Origin of the sequence: Ottowia sp. (genome assembly GCF_016703145.1) — a bacterium.
Lineage (GTDB): Bacteria > Pseudomonadota > Gammaproteobacteria > Burkholderiales > Burkholderiaceae_C > Ottowia.
The window spans coordinates 1127614-1143278 of sequence record NZ_JADJCO010000003.1 but is presented as its reverse complement, the minus strand read 5'-3'; the positions used below and the strand labels follow the sequence as shown (position 1 = coordinate 1143278).

At 68.2% G+C, this 15665-nt stretch carries 12 protein-coding genes; 4 read left to right on the top strand and 8 right to left on the bottom strand.

All coding sequences use genetic code 11. The annotated features are described in order from the left end of the window. Positions 1 to 21: 21 nt before the first annotated feature. The gene (locus IPG65_RS09165; protein ID WP_293188910.1) at positions 22 to 3900 is read right to left on the bottom strand and encodes an FAD/FMN-binding oxidoreductase; all 3879 of its coding nucleotides are present in this window, start codon (positions 3898 to 3900) and stop codon (positions 22 to 24) included. A 257-nt stretch (positions 3901 to 4157) separates the two neighbouring features. Here IPG65_RS09165 and ugpQ point away from each other — a divergent pair, with 257 nt between their 5' ends. Beyond that, the gene (ugpQ, locus tag IPG65_RS09160; RefSeq protein WP_293188909.1) at positions 4158 to 4904 is read left to right on the top strand and encodes a glycerophosphodiester phosphodiesterase; all 747 of its coding nucleotides are present in this window, start codon (positions 4158 to 4160) and stop codon (positions 4902 to 4904) included. Here the strand turns inward: ugpQ and IPG65_RS09155 are convergent. Then, positions 4891 to 5187 (bottom strand): hypothetical protein, encoded by a 297-nt coding sequence (locus tag IPG65_RS09155; protein ID WP_293188908.1) that lies wholly within the window; start codon positions 5185 to 5187, stop codon positions 4891 to 4893. The two genes, ugpQ and IPG65_RS09155, sit on opposite strands and share 14 nt — an antisense overlap. Before the next feature lie 72 nt (positions 5188 to 5259). Between IPG65_RS09155 and hemA the strand changes: the two genes are divergently transcribed. After that, positions 5260 to 6543 (top strand): glutamyl-tRNA reductase, encoded by a 1284-nt coding sequence (gene hemA / locus IPG65_RS09150; RefSeq protein ID WP_293188907.1) that lies wholly within the window; start codon positions 5260 to 5262, stop codon positions 6541 to 6543. 4 nt (positions 6544 to 6547) lie between these two features. Here hemA and IPG65_RS09145 read toward each other — a convergent pair whose 3' ends face one another. The 6 genes from IPG65_RS09145 to pilV are packed head-to-tail and all read right to left on the bottom strand — an operon-like array spanning position 6548 to position 13969. Beyond that, positions 6548 to 7138 (bottom strand): GspH/FimT family protein, encoded by a 591-nt coding sequence (locus tag IPG65_RS09145; RefSeq protein WP_293188906.1) that lies wholly within the window; start codon positions 7136 to 7138, stop codon positions 6548 to 6550. Next, positions 7090 to 7539, bottom strand: coding sequence for a type IV pilin protein (locus IPG65_RS09140; protein ID WP_293188905.1), 450 nt, complete (start codon positions 7537 to 7539; stop codon positions 7090 to 7092). The genes IPG65_RS09145 and IPG65_RS09140 overlap by 49 nt, the downstream gene beginning before the upstream one ends. Before the next feature lie 9 nt (positions 7540 to 7548). Beyond that, entirely contained in the window at positions 7549 to 11679 is a 4131-nt protein-coding gene (locus IPG65_RS09135) for a PilC/PilY family type IV pilus protein (protein ID WP_293188904.1), read from the bottom strand. 9 nt (positions 11680 to 11688) lie between these two features. Then, complete coding sequence (locus IPG65_RS09130) at positions 11689 to 12408, bottom strand: PilX N-terminal domain-containing pilus assembly protein (RefSeq protein WP_293188903.1); 720 nt, start codon at positions 12406 to 12408, stop codon at positions 11689 to 11691. Continuing rightward, positions 12408 to 13337, bottom strand: coding sequence for a PilW family protein (locus tag IPG65_RS09125; RefSeq protein WP_293188902.1), 930 nt, complete (start codon positions 13335 to 13337; stop codon positions 12408 to 12410). Before IPG65_RS09125 ends, IPG65_RS09130 begins: the two co-directional genes overlap by 1 nt. Beyond that, the gene (gene pilV / locus IPG65_RS09120; RefSeq protein ID WP_293188901.1) at positions 13334 to 13969 is read right to left on the bottom strand and encodes a type IV pilus modification protein PilV; all 636 of its coding nucleotides are present in this window, start codon (positions 13967 to 13969) and stop codon (positions 13334 to 13336) included. Before pilV ends, IPG65_RS09125 begins: the two co-directional genes overlap by 4 nt. Positions 13970 to 14112: 143 nt before the next feature. Between pilV and prfA the strand changes: the two genes are divergently transcribed. Both prfA and IPG65_RS09110 read left to right on the top strand, forming a co-directional pair. After that, on the top strand, positions 14113 to 15195 hold the full coding sequence (prfA, locus tag IPG65_RS09115) for a peptide chain release factor 1 (protein WP_293188900.1): 1083 nt from the start codon (positions 14113 to 14115) through the stop codon (positions 15193 to 15195). A 65-nt stretch (positions 15196 to 15260) separates the two neighbouring features. Then, a complete protein-coding gene (locus tag IPG65_RS09110; RefSeq protein WP_293188899.1) occupies positions 15261 to 15650 on the top strand; it encodes a BON domain-containing protein in 390 nt (129 codons plus the stop codon). The last annotated feature ends 15 nt before the right edge of the window (positions 15651 to 15665 follow it).

Sequence of the window (15665 nt, the reverse complement as noted above, 5' to 3'; positions counted from 1 at the left end):
ACCTCGGACGCGCCCACCCCGCTACACCAGCACCCGCTCGATCCCGCCCGCGTTGGCCCGCGCCACGTACTGCGGCAGCCAGTTCTCGCCCAGGATGTGGCGCGCCATCTCGACCACGATGTAGTCGGCCTCCAGCAGGCCGTTCGTCAGGTCGTCCTCGTAGCGCTTGAGCCCTTGCAGGCAGCTCGGGCAACTGGTGAGGATCTTGACGTTGGCCTTCTCAGCCACGGCGCCGCTGGCGCGCAGCTCGGCCTCGCCCTGGCGGATTTCCTCTTCCTTGCGGAAGCGCACCTGGGTGGACACGTCGGGCCGCGTCACGCCCAGCGTGCCGCTCTCGCCGCAGCAGCGGTTGCTTTTCAGCACCTGCTCGCCCACCAGCGCCTTCACGGTCTTGGTGGAGTCCTGCAGCTTCATGGGGTTGTGGCAGGGTTCGTGGTACAGGTAGGCGCCCTGGCCTTGGAGCCGGATGCCTTTTTCGAGCAGGTATTCGTGGATGTCGATGATGCGGCTGCCGGGGAAGATCTTGTCGAATTCGTAGCCGGCGATCTGGTCGTAGCAGGTGCCGCAGCTCACCACCACGGTCTTGATGTCGAGGTAGTTGAGGGTGTTGGCCACGCGGTGCAGCAGCACGCGGTTGTCGGTGATCATCTTCTCGGCCTTGTCGAACTGGCCGCTGCCGCGCTGCGGGTAGCCGCAGCACACGTAGCCGGGCGGCAACACGGTCTGCACGCCGGCGTGCCACAGCATGGCCTGCGTGGCCAGGCCGACCTGGCTGAACAGGCGCTCGGAGCCGCAGCCGGGGAAGTAGAACACCGCTTCGGTGTCCACCGAGGTGGCCTTGGGGTCGCGGATGACGGGCACGTAGGCGCTGTCCTCGATGTCGAGCAGCGCGCGCGCCGTGCGCTTGGGCAGGCCGCCGGGCATCTTCTTGTTGACGAAGTGGATCACCTGCTCGCGGACGGGCGCCGGCCCCACGGTGGCGGGTGGGTGCCGGGTCTGCCGGCGGCCGGCGACCTTCAGCAGATCGACCGCCGCGCGCTGCGCCTTGAAGGCCACGCCGGTCATGGCGGCGCGGGTGGCGTTGATGACGCGCGGGTCGGTGGCGTTCAAAAAGAACATGGCCGCCGCGTTGCCGGGGCGGAAGCTCTTCTTGCCCATCTTGCGCAGCAGGTTGCGCATGTTCATGGTGACGTCGCCGAAGTCGATCTTCACCGGGCACGGCGACAGGCACTTGTGGCACACGGTGCAGTGGTCGGCCACGTCCTCGAACTCCTCCCAGTGCTTGAGGCTGACGCCGCGGCGCGTCTGCTCCTCGTACAGGAAAGCCTCGACCAGCAGCGAGGTGGCCAGGATCTTGTTGCGCGGGCTGTACAGCAGGTTGGCGCGCGGCACGTGGGTGCTGCACACGGGCTTGCACTTGCCGCAGCGCAGGCAGTCCTTGACCGAGTCGGCGATGGCGCCGATGTCGCTCTGCTGCATGATGATGGACTCGTGCCCCATCAGGCCGAAGCTGGGCGTGTAGGCATTGGTCAAATCGGCCTTCAGCCCGCGTCCCGCCTGCGCCGGCAGCTCATTATTTCGCAGCAACTTACCGCGGTTGAAGCGCCCCTCGGGATCGACGCGGCGCTTGTACTCGGCGAACGGGGCCAGCTCGGCGTCGCTCAGGTATTCGAGCTTGGTGATGCCGATGCCGTGCTCGCCGGAGATCACGCCGTCGAGGCTGCGCGCCAGCGCCATGATGCGGTCCACCGCCTCGTGGGCGGTTTGCAGCATCTGGTAGTTGTCGCTGTTGACGGGGATGTTGGTGTGCACGTTGCCGTCGCCGGCGTGCATGTGCAGCGCCACCCACACGCGGCCCTTGAGCACGCGCTGCTGGATGTCCGCCAGCGCCGCCATCAGGGGCTCGAAAGCGGCGCCGGTGAAGATGCTGCGCAGCGGCTGGCGGATCTGCGCCTTCCAGCTCGCGCGCAGGCTGTGGTCCTGCAACCGCGGGAACAGCCGGTCCACATCGCGCAGCCAGCCCTGCCACAGCGCGCGCACCTCGCGCACCAGCGCCAGCGCCTGCTCCACGCGCTCGGCCAGCAACTCGGGCGGGGGCGGCTCGGCGCCGGCCTCGGCCTTGCCCAGCGGCAGGTTGCCGCCGGCCAGGAACGATTCGAGCGCGTCGGCCAACTCGATCTTGTTGCGCAGGGACAGCTCGATGTTGATGCGCTCGATGCCGTCGGTGTATTCGGCCATGCGCGGCAGCGGGATCACCACGTCCTCGTTGATCTTGAAGGCGTTGGTGTGGCGGCTGATGGCGGCGGTCTTCTTGCGGTCGGCCCAGAACTTCTTGCGCGCGTCGGCGGCGACGGCGGTGAAGCCCTCGCCCGAGCGCGAGTTGGCGATGCGCACCACCTCGCTGGCGGCGCGCGCCACGGCGTCGGGGTCGTCGCCGGCGATGTCGCCGATCAGCACCATCTTGGGCAGGCCGCCGCGCTTGCTCTTGGTGGTGTAGCCCACGGCGCGCAGGTAGCGGTCGTCCAGGTGTTCAAGCCCCGCCAGCAGCACGCCCGTGCGCCTGGCTTCGGCGAACATGAAGTCCTTGATCTCGACGATGGACGGCACCGCGTCCTTGGCGTTGCCGAAGAATTCGAGGCAGACGGTGCGCGTGTGCTCGGGCATGCGGTGCAGCACCCAGCGCGCGCTGGTGATGAGGCCGTCGCAGCCCTCCTTCTGCACGCCGGGCAGGCCGGCGAGGAACTTGTCGGTCACGTCCTTGCCCAGGCCGGCCTTGCGGAAGGTGGCGCCGGGGATGTCCAGGCGCTCGCGGCGCAGTTCCTTCTTGCCGCTGGCGTCGAAATAGGCCAGTTCGAAGCTGGCCACCTCGGCGTCGTGGATCTTGCCCAGGTTGTGGCCGACGCGCGTGACCTCCAGCCACTCGCCGTCGGGCGTGACCATGCGCCAGCTCGCCAGGTTGTCGAGCGCGGTGCCCCACAGCACGGCCTTCTTGCCGCCGGCGTTCATGGCGATGTTGCCGCCGATGCAGCTGGCCTCGGCGCTGGTGGGGTCGCAGGCGAACACCAGGCCCGCGTCCTCGGCCGCGTCGGCCACGCGCTGGGTGACGACGCCGGCCTCGGTCCAGACGGTGGCCACGTCGTGGTCGAGCCCGGGCAGGCGCAGGCGCTCGACCTTGCCCAGGGTGATGAGCTTCTCGGTGTTGATGACGGCGCTCTTCCAGTCCAGCGGGATGGCGCCGCCGGTGTAGCCGGTGCCGCCGCCGCGCGGGATGATGGTCAGGCCCAGCTCGATGCAGCCCTTGACCAGCGCGGCCATCTCGGCCTCGGTGTCGGGGGTGAGCACGACCAGCGGGAACTCGACGCGCCAGTCGGTGGCGTCGGTGACGTGGCTGACGCGCGAAAAGCCGTCGAACTTGATGTTGTCCTTGTGCGTGTGCTTCCCCAGCGCGCGCGCGGCGCGGCGGCGCAGCTCGCGCACCGTGCCGAACGAGCGGTCGAAGGCCTCGACCACGCGGCGCGCGGCCACCAGCAGCTCGCCCACCAGGGCATCGCGGGCGCCGTCGTCGCCGGGGGTGCGGCGCTTCTCGATCTCGGCCAGGCGGTGGTGCAGCGCCTCCACCAGCAGGCGGCGGCGCTTGGGGTTGTCCAGCAGGTCGTCCTGCAGGTAGGGATTGCGGCGGACCACCCAGATGTCGCCCAGCACTTCGTACAGCATGCGCGCGGAGCGGCCGGTGTGGCGCTCGGCGCGCAGCGACTGCAGGATGTCCCAGGCCCGCTCGCCCAGCAGGCGCAAGGCGATCTCGCGGTCGGAGAAGCTGGTGTAGTTGTACGGAATCTCGCGCAGGCGCGGCGCCGCGTCGGCGGCGGCCAGGAGGTGATGGAGCGTGGCGGGAGCGTTCATGTGGGTGGCCCAGCGCGGCGCGAAAAGGGTCAGGGGCACATGGCAGACGCGGCGTCCGGCTGGGCGGCGATTTTACTGCGCTGCAGCATTTTCGACGGGCGGCCGGCCACAACCCACAATCAGGCCCATGGCAATACCGCCACGCCGCAACCGCTGCCTTGGGGCAGCGGCCGGGCCGTGTGCCGCCAGTCGGCAGGAAACTCCTGTTTTGATAGCTTCAGGCGCAATATCCACGCTGGCCAATGCCCATTTCGACCATGAACACCACCGCACCCTGGCCCTACCCCTTCTGGATCGCCCACCGCGGCGCCGGCCGGCTGGCGCCCGAGAACACGCTGGCCGCCTTCCGGCTGGGCGCGCGGCACGGCTGGCGCATGTTCGAGTGCGACGCCAGGCTGTCGGCCGACGGCGTGCCCTTCCTGCTGCACGACGACACGCTGGAGCGCACCACCAGCGGCCGCGGCGTGGCCGGCGGGCTGCCCTGGGGCGAGCTGGCCCGGCTCGATGCCGGCGCCTGGCATTCGCGCGCCCATGCCGGCGAGCCCCTCCCCACGCTGGAGAACGTCGCGCGCTTCTGCCTGGCCAACCGCTACCTACTCGACATCGAGATCAAGCCCACGCCCGGCACCGAGGAGCGCACCGGCCGAGCTGTCGCCGAACTGGCCGCCCGCCTGTGGCCAGCGGGCACCAGCGCGCCGCCCCTGCTCACCTCGTTCGCGCCCGACGCGCTGCGCGGCGCCCAGACCGCCGCCCCGCACCTGCCGCGCGGGCTGCTGCTGGACGCCCTGCGGGACGGCTGGCTGGACACGGCCCGGCAACTGCGCTGCGCCGCCATCGTCTGCCACCACGCGCTGTGGGACGCCGCCCTGGTCGCGCAGGTCAAGGCCGCCGGCTGGCGCGCCCTGAGCTACACCGTGAACGACGAGTGGGCGGCCGAGCGGCTGATCCGGCTCGGCACCGACGGGATCGTGACCGACCGCGTGGACCTGTTCAGTCCCGCCTGACCTTCACCGGCGGGCGCCCCCGCTGCAGCCACGCCTGGCAGGCCGCGCTGGCCAGCACCAGCGCCGCGTAGGTGCCCATGCGCCCGTCATGCCCCGTGACCACGAGGCCGCCCAGCAGCGCGGCCAGGCAGACCCCAAAATTGATAGCAGCCTGGGCAATCAGGGTGCGGGCTGAAACCGATTTTTGCCCAATAATCTGGCTGACCAGCACCAGCGCCGGCGCCAGCACCAGCGCGGGCGCCATGAAACCGGCGAGGTGCCAGAAGAGGTCGGAGAAGTCCATGATCTTGATGCCCGTCAAGTCCGCGCCACTTGGCCGCACCCGAAACGGGCACGAATTTTATAATCCACCCTCATGGCCGTCTGGGCGCTTGGACTCAATCACAACACCGCGCCGCTCGATCTGCGCGGCCGGTTCGCGTTCGCGCTCGACCAGATCGCCCCCGCGCTGGCCGGGCTGCGCCAGTCGCACGCGCGCCACCCCGAGGCCGCCATCCTGTCCACCTGCAACCGCACCGAGGTGTACTGCGCGTCGGACAACCCCCAGATCGACCACACCCTGGGCTGGCTCGCCCGCTCGGGCGACGTGCCCGCCGACGCCCTGCGCGAGCACACCTACGTGCTGCAGGACGGCCAGGCCGCGCGCCACGCCTTCCGCGTCGCCAGCGGGCTGGACAGCATGGTGCTGGGCGAGCCACAGATCCTGGGCCAGATGAAGAGCGCCGTGCGCGCCGCCGAGGACGCCGGCGCCCTGGGCACCACGCTGAACCAGCTCTTCCAGCGCAGCTTCGCCGTCGCCAAGGAAGTGCGCAGCTCCACCGAGATCGGCGCGCACTCCATCAGCATGGCCGCCGCCGCCGTGCGGCTGGCCGGGCAGTTGTTCGAGGACCTGGGGCGCATCAAGGTGCTGTTCGTCGGCGCCGGCGAGATGATCGAGTTGGCGGCCACCCACTTCGCCGCCCGCAACCCGCAGTCCATCGCCATCGCCAACCGCACGCTGGAACGCGGCGAGAAGCTGGCCAGCCGCTTCGGCGGCGAGGTCATGCGCCTGGCCGACCTGCCCGAGCGCCTGGCCGAATTCGACGCCGTGGTGAGCTGCACCGCCAGCACCCTGCCCATCATCGGCCTGGGCGCCGTCGAGCGCGCGCTGAAGAAACGCCGCCACCGCCCCATGTTCATGGTCGACCTGGCCGTGCCGCGCGACATCGAGCCCGAGGTCAGGCAGCTTGCCGACGTGTACGTCTACACCGTGGACGACCTGGCCCAAGTGGTGCAGACCGGCCACGCCAACCGCCAGGCCGCCGTGGCGCAGGCCGAGGCCATCATCGACGCCGGCGTGCAGAGCTTCATGCACTGGATGGGCCAGCGCGACCCGGCCGGCGGCGTGGTGTCCCTCATCCGCCAGCTCAACGCCCAGGCCGACGAGTGGCGCGCGCTGGAAGTCGCCCGCGCGCGCAAGCGCCTGGCCCGCGGCGAGGACGTCGAGGCGGTGCTCGACGCCCTGTCGCGCGGGCTGACGCAGAAGATGCTGCACGGGGCGATGGCGGAACTGCACGCCGGGGACGCCGGCCATCGGGCGCACATGTCGGAGGCGGTGGCGCGGCTGTTTTTGCGCTCGAATCGAACGAGCCGCGAATAGGCGCTCAGCAGGCGTCGATGCCGGTGCCGCAGATGCGCGTGCGCCCAATCCTGTTGAACACCACGCAGCGGTCGCGGCCCGTGACGGTCGACTTCAGCGGGATGCCGCCCTCGATCAACCCGCCGCCGGTTTTCAGGAATCCTGCCGTTCTGTACACAAACCTGCCCTGCCTGGTGCAGTTGGCAACACCCGAGTTCATGGCAATCGTCTCCGGCAGGGGTGGGCTGAAGGCGATCAACTCGTCGGTGGCCGCTTCGAAGGTGCTGTTGCCGTTCTTGTCCACATAGACACGCCAGCCCGAGAGCCAATCGACGCCATCTTCCGGCTCGATCACCGTCTCGGCGTTGCGGCCGATGGCCGCCGCGCGCGCAGTCATGCTGGCGCCCATCAGGTCGGAGGTGGCACCCGCCAGCGCCTGATTGGCGGCGAAGTCGCGCAGCGACGGCGCGGCCAGGGCCAGCAGGATGGCCCCCAGGGCCACCACCACCATCAGCTCGATCAAGGTGAAGCCCCTTGGCCCAGCGCCTGCGCTCAGCCGGCGACTGACTACCAGCACGACTTCTCCGTGGTGGTGCGTGTGCCGCCGACCGAGCATCCGCGCTCGCCCTCGCTGGTCACGTAGAGGTAATCGATCTTCCTGGGATCGGTGTAGGTCGGCGTCGCGCGCACCTCCACGCATCGGTCCAGCGCGCTGTCGGCACATGCGGCGGCGCTGAAGGTGCAGGCGCTCTCGGTCGGCTTGTCACCCGAGAAAGTCTTGACCTTGGCGGGCGCCGACACGCCGCCGGCGGCCTCCACGTAGACGTTGTACTGGGAAAAGTAGCGCTCCTCCTGCTGCATGGTCTGCAGTGCGCCCGACCGGCACTCCGTCCGCTTGCCCTTCACGATCTGCTCGATGAAGGATGGATAGGCCACCGCCGCCAGGATGCCCACGATCGCCACCGTGATCATCACTTCGATGAGCGTGAACCCCTTGAGCCGGCATGGATTCCTCACACACACTCCTCATTTCTCAAAATTCTTGATCTCGCGCCAGCCGACGCGGCCGGCGGGAATCTTCATGGACACCATCGGACCTTGCGACAGGGACGACTCCTGGGCGCCCACGCCCCCGACGCCGCTGACCGGCCGCGAATGAATCGTCAGGTCGCGCCGGCCGGTGGCCGTGCGCGCCGTGTAGGTGGTCGCATCGGCGGCCGACATGTCCAGCGCGACGATGCGCGGCTTGCCGAGCGGCCGCAGCCGGTGGTCGCGTGCGCTGCGGCTCGTGCCGTACAGGTTGTCGAACGTCATCATCACGCCCGTCCCACTGGCCGCGCAATCCGCGGGCGGCACAAAGGAGTTGACGGCGGTATAGCCCAACCGGGTATCCGGGTCCATCACCACGCGCTCGCCGGTGAGCGGTAAATCCAGGCGCCAGCCGCGATATTGCCCGGTGCCCTTGCCGAATTGGAACGTCGCAGCACCGGTCGCGAGGCTGGTCGCGGCGTGGAAGCTGCGGGCGTACAACTTGGCGCGGGTGACTCCATGGTCGCTGTCGGCGCTGGTGCCGAGGTTGTCCCAGATGCCATAGACGCTGTGGCCTTCGGTGGTGTTGGCGTCGCCCATTTCGATGTACTTGCCGGTGCCGAAGATCACCATGTACCCGCCGTCCAGGCCGGGCGCCACCTGCGGCACCGTGGTGACCGGCTGAACCTTGCCGGCGGCATCTTTCAGATAGGCCAGCGGCTTCGTCTTGACCGCGTCGCGGGCGTTTTCGGCGTTCACGCCGGACTGGAAATCGAACTTCCACAGATTGCCCTGCGTGTCGCCGGCGTAGAAGATGATGGCGTTGCCCATGGCATCGGTGGCCACGCCCGGGTTCGCCAAGGCCGCCGCGCGGTTGTTCGTGGGCTTGGGCAGCTTCATCTTGAAGTAGTTGGTGTTCTCCTGCCAGGCGTCGATGGCGGGTTTGTCCACGCTCAATAGAAACAGGGCCTGCGCCCCGTCGCCGCTGGCGCGATCAGCGCCATCGGCCCGGTAGTTGTTGTAGCCGCTGCTCACCGCCACGAACCAGCGGTATTCGTCCGCCTGGCCCGGCGTCGCGCTGGGCACCCTCATGCGCACCAGCTGCGGCGCGGCCACCACGTTGCCCATGTCTCGGTCGTCGGCGTCGGTGAATTCGAACAGCACGCCGTCTTTCGAGAAATTGTCCGGGTCGGTCACATCCAGCGCAAAAACCCCCTGCGCGCCGCCCCCCATGCCGGACACCAGCAGCGTCCTCCACTGCAGCGCACGGGCTCCATCGAGCCGCTGAGCCTCGCCCACCATCGGCACGGCATCCACGTAGGGACGATGCACGTAATCGGGATCGGCAAGCTGGTGCACGCTCTCTGCGACGGCCCGAGGCATGTAGGCGAACAACTCCTTGCCGTTGCCGGCCTTGAAGGCGTGCAGAAACCCATCGTCCGCTCCCACATAGACGGCGGCGGTTCGCGTTTTCTGCGCCGCCGCGAAGGCCGAGAATCCCGGCCCCGTCACCTCGTCGCTCACCCCCTGCTTGTAAACCGGGCTGGAGTTGACGATGGCTCCCAGCACCGATGTCCTGGCGCGCAGGTAACCGTCAGCGGTACCGGCCTCGAGCGAACGGTCGCCGCGCAGCCAGTCGATGGCTGCGTTCTGCATCGCCGCGTCGGATGTTCCCGCGGGCGCGCTGCCGGGCTTGGTGGCCAACGCGGTCAGCACCGCCGGATCCAGCTTGCCCTTCTCGGCCACGGAAAAAATCTGCCCGCCCCGGTTGGCGCCCTCACGGGAGTAGGTGAACAGCTTGCGGTCCGCCGGCTTCACCTGCGGATCGGTCACCGCGCCAGAGGCCACCGACGCGTCGGTCAGTATCTTGGCCGCGTCCCATGTGGTCGACGCGACGGCAACATCTCCCGTGGCCTGGTTGAAATGCATTGTCGCCTTCAGCAGACGCCCCGCCCAGGTCTTGGGATCGAACTGGGGCACGAACAGGTCGCCATCGGGGGATGTGGTGCTGAGATCGAGCGAACTCATGCCGGTGCCCGAGGCCGCCCTGACACTGCTGCTGCCGCCAAGGGCGTTGAAGAAGCGCGCCACCCCCTCGATCATCTTCTTCGCCTGGCTGGCGACCACGTAGCCGTCCGGCGTGTTCGGCTCGCCCGCATATTCCCAGCGGCTGTTGTCCAACGCGCCGGTCAGCACGTTGCGGAAAGGGTGGCCGTCCAACTGCTCGTTGGCATGCAACGCGCCCGCAGGCAAGGGCTCCAGGCGACTGGCCCTGGTGGCATCGGCATTGTTGAACCAGCCATACTTGCCGGCCAGATAGAAACTGCTGCGCCTTGGCTTGATGCCCCTCGGGTTGGTGTCCTCGACCGACCCGTTGCCACCCTCGTCGACGTCGATGGCGAAGGTGTTGACGCGCACCGGGCTTTTGCTCCTGCCATGGGCGTCGGTGTCGTTACGGATGGGCTGGGTATGCGCCCAGTACGCGGCGCCAGCCCAGTAGTAGGCCGCCCGGCCACCTGAGCCCGTCGTCTTGGAGGCGAGATCGTTGTTACCCGCAGTGGGATTGGGATTGCCCTTGGTCGACACGCTGACGCCGAACGAATTGGTATAGGTGCTGTTCGTGTCCGTCTCGAAGCGGGCAATGACTTTTGTCCAGTCGGCTGCATTGAACGTGCCGCTCCCCAGCAGGCTCTCGGCAGAGCGCGCGGGGTCCAGTGTGGTCCCCGCGAGGGCGCCCGACCCGCCATGTCCCGGCAGTTGGCGGTCGTAGTGGGTGTTCACGTCGCCAATGGTCAGGATGTAGTTCTTGCGGTAGCAGGCGTTTTCAATGGGATCCGTCCAATTGGTGTAGACAGGAAATCCATCTTCCTTGCCCGCAAAGCTGGCGACCGCTGCCGCGGTGGGACCGAGACCCATGAAATACCGCAGCGCCTCGTAATAAAGCTCACCCACAGGATCCAGGCTCTTGTAATAGCCTTTCGTTCCCGTGGTCCCGAACCTGTTCACATAGTTGATGACACCACTGTAGGCATAGGGCCCGTTTCTGGGGTTTTCAACGAAAACACCTGTGCTCTGATTCCATTCCTTCTCGATATTGGCGATCATGCCGACACCGGCCGCGTTGGGCTTGGTGGGTCCCACGTAGCCCATCGGCGCGCGCAGGACTCCACCGTAGCGCGTATTGCTGTCATCGGCCAGATAGCCAAAGACAGATATCTTGATGCCATCCGATTTTTTCTGAATCTGGCCAATGGGTTTGTAGTTGCCACTGGGATAGCGTGCACACAACCCTCCCCGAGATGTGGCTTCGGAACCCGCGCACACCTTGACACGGCCGAACATGGGCAAGGGCTCGTTGTCGGCGTCTTTCGGGTTCAGATCGCCGTGATGGAACACGGTCGCCGCAGTTTGCGTAGGATGGTCGCAATTCAGATGGTCGGCCGTTCGCGTCCCAAACCATATTTTATCCTTGCAACTGCCCGCATAGATAAAGTCGCCCGTCGTCGTGACCGGGGCGTTTGGAACGACCTTGCCCAAGAAGGCTTTGTTGATGCTTCGGCGCGGAAAATAAGTGGGTTGGTTCAATCCCCAATCGCTGTACAGGTAGGCCCGCTCCAAAACCGTCGTTGAGGCCGTATCCACCACACGATGGCCGCCCGTCAAAGCCAGGCGCAGGATATCGATGGTGGAAGTGGCCACGTAGTTCAGCAAATTGCCACTGTAGGCGTTGGAGCAATACCCTTCGCCATTGGCGGTGCCCACCCGGTAGAAATACTCACCCGCCAGGGTCGAGGTGTCGCCAGAGTCCTTGTACTGATAGCAGCCCCGGATGTCCCAATAGCCGAGGTAGGGCGCATGGGCCAGGTCATGGACGTATTCCGCCCCTCGGTACACGGCACCCATGGTGGTGAAGTCGATCGACAGCGCCAGCGCCACGTTGGATGGCTCTTCCAGCTTGGCAGCGGGTGACGAATCGAGGTCCACCAGCGGAGGCAAGGCATCTTGCGAGGATGCCCACTTCATGTTCCCGGCGCACGCAGCCAGCAGCAGCGCCCATCGGAACGCTCGGCGAACGGCGGTCGATGGGGGCACACAGCGGACAACAGGCACAGGTTTCATGGAACTCATCGCTGCTCTTCAGCTTCCGCACGACTTCTCGACGACGGGTTTGTAGACCTCGCCTTCCAACATGACCTTGGTGTTGGGGTTGACGCCGTAGCCCAGCGCATAGATCTTGTAGGCGGCCTCGATGCTGACGACCTGACGCTGGCCCTGCGGCATGATCTGAAGCTTGGCCGGCGACGAGCGCACGATGATGTACTTGGGCGGCTTGGCGGGCGTGGGCGGTTTGACCGTGGAGCCGGCCGAACCGTCGCCGGTGGCGAACTCGGCGCTTCGGCCCGTGAATTCGCCGTATTTGACGTAGACGCGCTCCGAATCGTTGGCTTCCTCCCAATCGATCAGCTTGTACATGGGCTTTGCTCCGGATGCCGCCTGAAGCGGCATCTCGCAATACCCGCGGCGCTCGGCGGTCGCGTTGCACCCTGCCGCATCGGGCAAGAAGGCCGCGCGCGGGTTGCCAAACTTGCATCCCCGCGCCAGGGAGTTCGGCTCCAGGGCCAAAGCCGCGTCCATGATGTCGAGTTCGGCATCGTTCAGCGCCAATTCGGCCGCCTGGAAAGCGACCTGCCGGTCGCGGTCGTTGCGCGACGCCTTGTCGCCCAGCAGCGTCAGCCGCGCGGCGAACAGGGCGGCCGAGATGGCGATCACCATCATGAGCAGGACGAAGACCAGGGCGATGCCCTGCTGGGCCGGCCGGCTGCCGAGGAAACGCCTGTGTTTGTTCATGGCGCCCATCACACCGAGTTGCGCAGCAGGAAGGTGGTGGTGTAGGCCCGCCGCAGCCGCCCATCGAGGGGTGGAGTGAAGACCAGGCCGGTTTCGCTCAGGTCACCCGTGAAGTCCTTGCCCAGCGGATACAGCTTGTCGCCCGACGCCGCCTGGGCACTGCCCGGCGGGCCGCGCAGGATCAACCCGATGCGGATGGCCTTGACGTGGCGCCAGTTCGCCACACCCACGCCGGCGGCGCTGACCCAGCGGTCGGGCACGCCGTCGCGCACGCAGGGCGTGCCCCGGCAATCAACGGCGTACATGACCTGGAAGCTCTCCACGCCACGGCCGATGGGCTCGTTCTTCGTGCCATTTCCCCACGTGCAGTAGAGCTCCGGCTCGCCCGCCAGGGTTTTCACCGAGAAAACGCTGAGCCCCAGTTCCGCATCCACGGTGGCCACCGGCACCGCCGTGCCGCTGCAGTTCTGCACGCTCCCATCCGCGGTGGTGCCGTCCCTGCGGCCCACCCCATTGAACCGGAAGGCGACGCTGTCGCTGGCGTTGACGCCCACGCTGCCGGCCGAAACCACGTTGAGGGAACCCACCGAAGGGCGGGAGTTGTCGAAACCCAGCACTGGGCAAGGCGTGGTGCCGGCACTGGCCTCGCAGGCGTCGAAGAGATTGGCCAACGTGTAGCGGGTGGCGCCCTGCTCGCTTTCGACCGGCACGGCGCCAAGGTATCCGGCGTTGTGGACCGCCTGCCCCACCAGCTCGAACACGAAGCGGGCGGTGTCGTCCAGGCTTTGCGAGGCATCGATGGTGCGCTTGCTGGACGAGTTGGTGGTGTAGAGCGCCACGGTGGCCAAGGTGACCATGAACATCAGCACGATGGCGACCAGCATCTCGACCAGCGTCAGGCCGCGCTGGCGCCGGGATGAAGCGGACAAGGGTCTCATGGCGTGGCTCCGGCCGCGGGCGGGGTGACGTAGTCGCGCAGGTTGCCCATGACGGACACCGCGAAGCGGGGCCGGTCGCTGGTCATCCAGCGGGTGTCCACGCCGCTGCCCGAGCCGACCGGCTTCTTGCCCAGCCAGCCCATCTTGACCAGCACGGTGTCGCCGGCTTCGTCGCAGCCGCCCCACTCCAGTTCGCCGGCGGCGTTGCGCGGCGTCGCATCGCGGCACACCACGGCGCGCCCCTGGGGCAGGGCCTGGGTGGACTTGACGCGCAGCGCCCAGTCGTCGCGCGCGGCGGCCAGCAGATCCGTGGCCGAGCAGTTCTTGCCCGCGCCGGTGCAGGCGCTGGCGTTGCCGGACGTGATGCCGTCGGTATCGACCATGAGGGTGTTGGCCGACGACGACGTCGCCAACGAGGTGCCCGACACGCCGTCGGGAATCATCTGCATCAGCTCCCCGTATTCGCGCGCCAGGGTGCTGGCGACGACCGAATTGGACGAATACTGCGTCGCCTGCATGGACGACAGCAGCAACCCCACCGACGCCAGCAGGCCGAAGGCGAAGATGACCAAGGCCACCAGGATCTCGACCAAGGTGAATCCGCGCTGCGGGCGGAATGCATGCATCTTCATGGCCTCGCAATCTGCCCACCAAGCCACCCAGTGACGAGGTTCGCGAGACAGACGGACCGCGACACCCGATGAGCGGCACACCTGCAGCCGCTCACCAGCCCCGCCAGCGCGAAACCGGCGACAATCGCCCGCTTTCCTCGTCCATGAAACCCTTCCTCCGCGACCAACTCCAGCGCTACGCCGCCCGCCTCGGCGAGCTGGACTTCCTGCTGTCGCGCCCGGACATCATGGCCGACATGGCCCAGTTCCTGAAGCTCTCGCGCGAGCACACGGACGTGGCGGCCATCGCCGGGCGCTGGGCGCGTTTCGGGCAGCGCGAGGCCGACCTGGCCGCCGCGCGGGAGCTGCTGCAGGACGCCGACATGGCCGAGCTGGCGCGCGAGGAAATCGCCGCGGCCGAGGCCGAGCTGGCCGAGCTGGAGGCCGAGCTGCAGCGCATGCTGCTGCCCAAGGACCCCGACGACGCGCGCAACGCCTTCCTGGAGATCCGCGCCGGCACGGGCGGCGACGAGTCGGCGCTGTTCGCGGGCGACCTGGCGCGCCTGTACACGCGCTACGCCACCGGCCGCGGCTGGCGCGTGGAGGTGATGAGCGAGTCGCCGGCCGAGCTGGGCGGCTACAAGGAGCTGGTGCTGCGCATCGCGGGCGACGGGGTTTACAACGCGCTGCGCTTCGAGTCCGGCGGCCACCGCGTGCAGCGCGTGCCGGCGACCGAGACCCAGGGCCGCATCCACACCAGCGCCGCCACCGTGGCGGTGATGCCCGAGCCCGACGAGGCCGAGGCCATCACCCTCAACCCCGCCGACCTGCGCATCGACACCTTCCGCGCCAGCGGCGCCGGCGGCCAGCACATCAACAAGACGGATTCCGCCGTGCGCGTGGTGCACCTGCCCACCGGCATCGTGGCCGAATGCCAGGACGGCCGCAGCCAGCACGCCAACAAGGCCCAGGCGCTGCGCGTGCTGCAGGCCCGGCTGCAGGAGAAGGAGCGCAGCGAGCGCGCCGCCAAGGAGGCGGCCACGCGCAAGGGCCTGATCGGCTCGGGCGACCGCAGCGACCGCATCCGCACTTACAACTTCCCCCAGGGCCGCCTGACCGACCACCGCATCAACCTCACGCTGTACAAGCTGGCGCTGGTGATGGAAGGCGACCTGCAGGACGTGGTGGACGCCCTGCGCGCCGCGCGCGAGGCCGAGCTGATGGCCGAGTTGGAAGTGCGGGCCTGACGGCCCCAGTCCTTCACTATCATGGGCCAGGGGCCCGCCGTCCCCGCTGTCCAAGGAGACTCGACATGCCTTCTACCGCTTCCTCGCGCTCCCGCGCTGCCCTGGCGCTGGCCGGCGCCGCCGCCCTGCTCGCCGCCTGCGCGGGCGGCACGCCCTGGGGCGCCACGCCGCAGCACATCCCGGTACTACCGCCGCTGCCCCGGCTGGAGCAGGTGCCGGCGCACATCGAGGCCGGCACCACGGCCGGCGCCCAGCGCATCGCCGAACGCGTGCGCGCCGCGCTGGCGGCCCAGCCCAGGCTGGCGCAGGCGGGCCTGCGGGTGCAAGGGCTGGAGGGCGGCGTGATGGTCGTCGAAGGCACCGTGGCCTCGCCCGACGACCGCGCGCTGGCCCTGGCCACGGCGCGCCAGGTGGCAGGCGTGCGCGACGTGGTGGACCGCATGGCCGGCCCTTGAATCACCGATTCCAAT

Excerpts from the sequence above, each read along its gene's own strand:
- IPG65_RS09135 (WP_293188904.1), bottom strand. The coding sequence starts at position 11,679 with ATGAGTTCCATGAAACCTGTGCCTGTTGTCCGCTGTGTGCCCCCATCG.
- ugpQ (WP_293188909.1), top strand. The coding sequence starts at position 4,158 with ATGAACACCACCGCACCCTGGCCCTACCCCTTCTGGATCGCCCACCGC.
- IPG65_RS09165 (WP_293188910.1), bottom strand. The coding sequence starts at position 3,900 with ATGAACGCTCCCGCCACGCTCCATCACCTCCTGGCCGCCGCCGACGCG.
- pilV (WP_293188901.1), bottom strand. The coding sequence starts at position 13,969 with ATGAAGATGCATGCATTCCGCCCGCAGCGCGGATTCACCTTGGTCGAG.
- prfA (WP_293188900.1), top strand. The coding sequence starts at position 14,113 with ATGAAACCCTTCCTCCGCGACCAACTCCAGCGCTACGCCGCCCGCCTC.
- IPG65_RS09145 (WP_293188906.1), bottom strand. The coding sequence starts at position 7,138 with ATGCTCGGTCGGCGGCACACGCACCACCACGGAGAAGTCGTGCTGGTA.
- IPG65_RS09155 (WP_293188908.1), bottom strand. The coding sequence starts at position 5,187 with ATGGACTTCTCCGACCTCTTCTGGCACCTCGCCGGTTTCATGGCGCCC.
- IPG65_RS09110 (WP_293188899.1), top strand. The coding sequence starts at position 15,261 with ATGCCTTCTACCGCTTCCTCGCGCTCCCGCGCTGCCCTGGCGCTGGCC.
- hemA (WP_293188907.1), top strand. The coding sequence starts at position 5,260 with ATGGCCGTCTGGGCGCTTGGACTCAATCACAACACCGCGCCGCTCGAT.
- IPG65_RS09125 (WP_293188902.1), bottom strand. The coding sequence starts at position 13,337 with ATGAGACCCTTGTCCGCTTCATCCCGGCGCCAGCGCGGCCTGACGCTG.
- IPG65_RS09130 (WP_293188903.1), bottom strand. The coding sequence starts at position 12,408 with ATGGGCGCCATGAACAAACACAGGCGTTTCCTCGGCAGCCGGCCGGCC.